Genomic DNA, 6,000 nt, shown 5'->3' with positions numbered 1-6,000 from the left:
CCTTTTGAAAAATTTTAGAGAACTCCAGCCGAAAAAACAAAAAGCAATCTTGTGGCTAATTTCTGATTAAGCAAAAGCGCAACGATCAACATTATTTGTTAATATATCAAACAACAAAACATCCTTAAGTCAAATTCAGATCAGCTCCCCACACCCCTTCAAAGAGCAATGTTTTACGGCGGATAAACGGCATTTCTCTTTAACGCACAAAGCAATAAAGCAATAAAGCAATCCCGCTTGTGACTTCACTTATAACATTGCAAGAAAATAGTTTTCACGACAAACAGAAGTAAAAGAATCCTACGATATTCGAAAACGCTGATTTAACATGCAAAAACACCAGCCACTCCCTTTGCTTTGCAATAAAATACCGCTTGTCTCATCGTGATCTTTCTAAATCAGCACGCTTCAAAGAGCGGTGTTTTATCGCATAATAGGATTATCACCGCCCTTTATACCATGAATTTTTCCAAACTTAATCTTCAGGCAAAAATTCCAACCGATCTCCTTGTTTTGTAATTTTCACCGTTGTCTCATCGTGAATTTTTCCAAATAAGATATTTTCCGCCAGTGGGTCTTGAATTTCTTTTTGGATAATCCGTTTAAGCGGACGCGCACCATAGAGCGGATCATAGCCTTTATCGGCAAGAAATTTTCTCACCTCTGGCTCGATTTGCAAAGTTATTTTGCGTTCATTGAGCAAATTTTGCAAATGTTGTATCTGGATATCAACGATAGCTTCCATATCGTGACGTTGCAGCCTTTGAAAGAGAATAATCTCATCAATACGGTTTAAAAATTCAGGACGGAAAGCCGCTTTAACGACATTCATAACATCATTTTTTGCCTGATCGGTTGTTTGCCCTTCAGGCAAAGCAGTTAAAAACTCAGCACCAAGATTAGAAGTCATAATCAGCAAGGTATTACGAAAATCAACGGTACGTCCTTGACTATCGGTCAAACGTCCTTCATCGAGCACTTGCAACAAGAGATTAAAAATATCAGGGTGTGCTTTTTCAATTTCGTCAAACAGAATGACCTGGTAAGGTCTTCTACGTACAGCCTCGGTCAGCACCCCACCCTCTTCATATCCAACATATCCAGGAGGTGCCCCAATCAGCCGCGCCCCAGCATGTTTTTCCATATATTCCGACATATCGATGCGCAACATGGCATTGGAGTCTTGGAAAAGAAAAGCGGCAAGAGCTTTGGTTAATTCGGTTTTCCCCACACCAGTAGGACCCAAAAACATGAAAGAGCCAAGCGGCCGATTAGGATCTTGCAACCCTGCACGCGCACGACGTACAGCGCGAGAAACAGCTTGAACAGCCTCTCCCTGCCCAATCACACGTTTGCTAATTTCATCTTCCATCCGCAACAGCGCCTCCCGTTCTGCCTCCAGCATTCGATCAACAGGAATACCGGTCCAGCGCGAAACAATCCGCGCCACATGTTCAGCAGTGACCGTCTCTTCAACGAGATGATTTTGTTGGTCATCATTTTCCGCGATACTCAATTGTTTTTCGAGTTCAGGGATAACGCTATAAGCGAGCTCTCCAGCGCGTTGGAATTGTCCATCACGCTGTGCAATAGCCAAAGCATTACGGGCTTCTTCGAGTTGTTTTTTCAAATCAGCAGCATGCCCTAATTTTTGTTTCTCAGCCTGCCAAGCACTTGTCATCTCAGCGGACTGTTGTTCCAATGTTTTGAGTTCCTCCTGCACATTTTCCAACCGTTCTTTTGCTGTTGGCTCGACATCTGTTTTCAAAGCTTCCCGTTCGATCTTCAACTGTAAAATACGCCGATCAACAGCATCGAGTTCTTCCGGCTTTGAATCGACCTGCATGCGCAAACGCGCCGCCGCTTCATCGATCAGATCAATCGCTTTATCCGGCAAGAAGCGATCCGTAATATAGCGGTTAGACAAACGCGCCGCCGCAATCAAAGCACTATCAGCCAAGCGCACTTTGTGATGTTGTTCATATTTTTCCTTAATACCGCGCAAGATAGAAATAGTATCTTCCAAAGAGGGTTCAGGTACAAAGACAGGCTGGAAGCGGCGTGCCAAAGCAGCATCTTTTTCGACATATTTTCGATATTCATCGAGCGTAGTAGCGCCCACACAATGGAGTTCTCCGCGTGCAAGAGCAGGTTTTAACAAGTTAGAAGCATCCATAGGACCGTCAGATTTTCCAGCGCCAACAAGATTGTGCAATTCATCAATAAAGAGGATAATTTGTCCATTTTCGGCTTGCACCTCTGCCAGCACCGCTTTAAGGCGCTCTTCGAATTCCCCACGATACTTTGCACCAGCGATAAGCGCTCCCATATCCAGCGCATGAAGCTGTTTATCCCGCAAAGTTTCAGGCACATCGCCATTAACAATGCGCAGAGCTAACCCTTCCACAATAGCTGTTTTCCCCACCCCAGGCTCACCAATCAACACGGGATTATTTTTGGTCCGCCGTGAAAGCACCTGAATAGTGCGGCGGATTTCCTCTTCCCGCCCAATCACAGGGTCGAGTTTTCCTTCACGGGCATCTTTTGTGAGATCCCGGGCATATTTTTGCAAGGCATCATATTGTCCTTCAGCATGGGGGCTTGTTGCTGTTTTTCCTTTCCGCAGCGCATTAATTGCCCGATTAAGCGCTTGCGGGGTCAATCCTCCACTTGTTAAAATATCGGCTGTTTTTGCGGTCTTTTCCATGATCAGCGCTTGCAACATGCGCTCCACGGTCACAAACTGATCACCGGCTTTTTTCGCAATATCCTCAGCCAGCGCGAAAACTTTTGCCAATGGCTGCGAAAGATAGAGCTGTCCATTTCCTCCCTGCACTTTAGGCAAAGCATCAAGTGCTTCTTTTAGCGCCTTTTGAATAAGAGTAAGATCACCACCAGCGTTTTGGATAAGCGATGCAGCCAATCCTTGAGAATCGTCTAACAACACTTTCAGGAAATGCTCCGGCAAAAACTGCTGATGATCAGAAGCAAGAGCGCTATTTTGTGCTGATTGTAAAAAACCCTGCACGCGTTCGCTATATTTTTCCAAGTTCATTTTTTTTCCTTAAATCTCAAGCCATCACCACACTTTAACCTCTCCAATATTCCACAAAAGAAACATCCAGAAAGGATTATCCAGCCTCTAAAAAACACCGCGAAAAAAGCAGCAAGAAGAAGAACCATAGTGCTAAAAAGAATATGGGTTTCTACAAGCCTCATAGCAAGAGGGAGAAAAAAAATACGCTATCATTTTAAATAAAAACCGCAACTTTTCTCATACCCCCCCATCATCACTCCCCTTTTTAAACCATCACCCCTAAATTCCACCATTAAACTTAAATTTGAACAGCAGAAAAGGAGCATGCAAAAACACTTTAAACAAAGTAGTCTTTACAGCATATAGTTTAGAGTAAACATTAAAGTATTTTCTCTAATTTTACTTAACAAAACATTGAATATGTGCTTTAATACTTATAAAGTTACACTATTTTTATTAAGATAGAGGATTTTAGTATGTACCATACTGTAAAAAAGGTTATTTTAATACTTTTATTCCTTCTGATAAGTAAACCAAGCTATGCCATTTTTGCCGGCAAAGTTATTACAATAGAGCATGAATGGCTTAAAAATGCATCATTTGATCTATTTGTGTTCACCCAGCAAGTAAATTACGATGGTGGGCCTAACTCCATCTATTTCTGGGGAAATAAATTTGAATTCCAAAATGGAAAAAGTGGACAAATTGGTTTTTTCAACAGGAGCGGCCGTACCATTCATTTTTCTATCTGGAATGCAACGGGATGGAAGGGTAATACATGTAAGCATTTTACTCAGGAAGGTTCAGGAGTACGATGTGAAATTAACTTTCCATGGGAGATGGGACGCAGATATCGATTATATGTTGAAAAAAATGGAAATCTAGTTACAGCGACAGTAGTCGATTTTATAACGGGTAAAAAAGTGAATATTGGGACCATAGAAGTACCAAATACATTTGGACAACTCCGTAAATCTTCAAGTTTTGTTGAAGACCATTCTCGTTGGAAGAGACATCTCTCCTCCTGTTATGATTTAAGTCCGCAAAGTTCGATTTTTTTTGAGCCTCAAGGCATAAAACAAAACAAGCTACACGAAGGGAGTCTGAAAGCTTCTAATCAAGGAAAGTGTCAAGATTCTGACCTCATCCAAACATCATGTACATCCAACTTTTGCATGACAAGTATAAGCGACTTTGGAGGTTTAGCCTCGCCTACTACTAAACCAGAAATACAAATTTCCAATGAGAAAGATCTGTCTGCAGAAACAATTTCTAACGTTTTGAAACAAAAAGAGCTTGTCGTTATTCGTTCAAAAAATCGTTCTTGGGCACCCAATATCTTTTTGCCATCTCCTGATTCATTTAAGTGGAAATCAATCTTTATAGATCATCTAGCGGCTTTCAGTTCTACGCTTCACACCACTCACGGCACACAAAAGATAACCACAGGTCAAAAGATTATGTATATGTCTGATGGAAAAACTTGGAAGATTATGAAAAGAAACTAGCTTTTTTCTTCTTGATAAGCCCCTCACTCCCCTTTGAAAACAACTGGGGGTGAGAAAGTTTTTTTTCATTTCCCCACCACGGCTCCCTTTCCCAGTTATTTTTTCGAGCCCTGCTCTCATCCCTTTTAGCTCACCACATCACCATACTTTCCAGGGCATTTTCTCCATTCTCACCCCCTTTCAAAACCACAACACCCTTTAATAAAATCCTCACCTCCCTCTTCTATCACCCTCACACCATCCCTTCACGCATCCCTTTGCACTACCCCCGCCTCTTATCCACACCCTCCCCTTGTCCATAGGCACTCTCTCCATTCCACGCACTCCTTTTTCTCTCCCATCAAACATTTACGACTTACAGCACTCTTCATTCCAGCTTCCCTCCTCGATTAACAAGCTCTCGTTCTCCCCCCATTTATCTCACCCCATCCATGCAAAAACCCAACGTGCCCCCAAAATTAGCTCACCTCATCATCATACTTTCCAGCGTATTTTCTCCATTCTCACCCCCTTTCAAAACCACAGCACCCTTTAATAAAAGCCTCACCCTCCCTCTTCTATCACCCTCACACCATCCCTTCACGCATCCCTTTAAACTACCCCCACCTCTTATCCACACCCTCCCCCTTGTCCATAGGCACTCTCCCATTCCACGCACTCCTTTTTCTCTCCCATCAAACATTTACGACTTACAGCACTCTTCATTCCAGCTTCCCTCCTCGATTCACAAGCTCGTTCTCTCCCCATTTATCTCACCCCATCCATGCAAAAACCCAACGTGCCACCAAAACACGCACAATGCATAAATCCATAAATCCTCCTCTTCACTTTAACAGATTCACATTTTTACGCTTTTACACATTCACAGAAAACAGCCAACGAAAGATTCACCCCACGCACTGCTCTGTAAACACTGCTCTGCAAAAATCTGATTTCTTGTCTATTAGATTCCCCTGCTGATTATTTCATATGGCTATCCCACATATCAAAAAATGCTGTTTCATCAGACAAGACAAATAAGCCCTTCCTCCAAATATTCTCCACATACTCTTCTCCAGAAAATGCATTTAACACCCCTTTTCATCCCAGCTTTCCCCGCTCCACTCACAAATGCATTCCCCCATTTATCTCACCACATTCCACGCCAAATAAAAGTATACACAAAGCACAAATCCCCCGCATCATTTTACGGATATACGTTTTAACGCTTTTACGTTATTACAGAAGTCAGCCAAATAAAATTTCCACATCACCACCCCGCGCTGCACTGTAAACACTGTTCTGAAAACGAACCCAGCTTTTTGCCTAGTACCTTACAGTCTCCCCCCCCAAAAAAGACAGCACTTCACCAGGCTCAACAAATCAAGCCCTACCCTGAATATTCAAGCTCTTCACTCCTCCTTCAAATAGCGCCGTTTTACGGTATAACAGAATAGAAAATTTTTCATTTTTCTT

At 42.5% G+C, this 6,000-nt stretch carries 3 protein-coding genes and 1 pseudogene; 2 read left to right on the top strand and 2 right to left on the bottom strand.

Annotated elements, in window-relative coordinates:
- A pseudogene (locus ACFIK1_RS05600) lies at positions 1 to 70 on the top strand (transcriptional regulator); the annotation flags it as partial.
- A 405-nt stretch (positions 71 to 475) separates the two neighbouring features.
- On the opposite strand, the gene clpB reads toward ACFIK1_RS05600, so the two are convergent.
- Positions 476 to 3,055, bottom strand: coding sequence for an ATP-dependent chaperone ClpB (gene clpB, locus ACFIK1_RS05595; protein ID WP_375662275.1), 2,580 nt, complete (start codon positions 3,053 to 3,055; stop codon positions 476 to 478).
- A gap of 458 nt (positions 3,056 to 3,513) precedes the next feature.
- Here clpB and ACFIK1_RS05590 point away from each other — a divergent pair, with 458 nt between their 5' ends.
- A complete protein-coding gene (locus ACFIK1_RS05590; RefSeq protein WP_375662274.1) occupies positions 3,514 to 4,545 on the top strand; it encodes a DUF3472 domain-containing protein in 1,032 nt (343 codons plus the stop codon).
- A gap of 609 nt (positions 4,546 to 5,154) precedes the next feature.
- Here ACFIK1_RS05590 and ACFIK1_RS05585 read toward each other — a convergent pair.
- Entirely contained in the window at positions 5,155 to 5,292 is a 138-nt protein-coding gene (locus ACFIK1_RS05585; RefSeq protein ID WP_375638510.1) for a hypothetical protein, read from the bottom strand.
- Positions 5,293 to 6,000 lie beyond the last annotated feature (708 nt).

The organism is Bartonella sp. OC16QHHD (genome assembly GCF_042194035.1).
In the GTDB taxonomy this organism is placed as follows: domain Bacteria; phylum Pseudomonadota; class Alphaproteobacteria; order Rhizobiales; family Rhizobiaceae; genus Bartonella.
This window is presented reverse-complemented; position numbering and strand designations above follow the sequence as displayed.

Bases quoted from the DNA above. Each gene is read 5' to 3' on its own strand.
- clpB (WP_375662275.1), bottom strand. From the start codon at position 3,055: ATGAACTTGGAAAAATATAGCGAACGCGTGCAGGGTTTTTTACAATCA.
- ACFIK1_RS05590 (WP_375662274.1), top strand. From the start codon at position 3,514: ATGTACCATACTGTAAAAAAGGTTATTTTAATACTTTTATTCCTTCTG.
- ACFIK1_RS05585 (WP_375638510.1), bottom strand. From the start codon at position 5,292: ATGGGGAGAGAACGAGCTTGTGAATCGAGGAGGGAAGCTGGAATGAAG.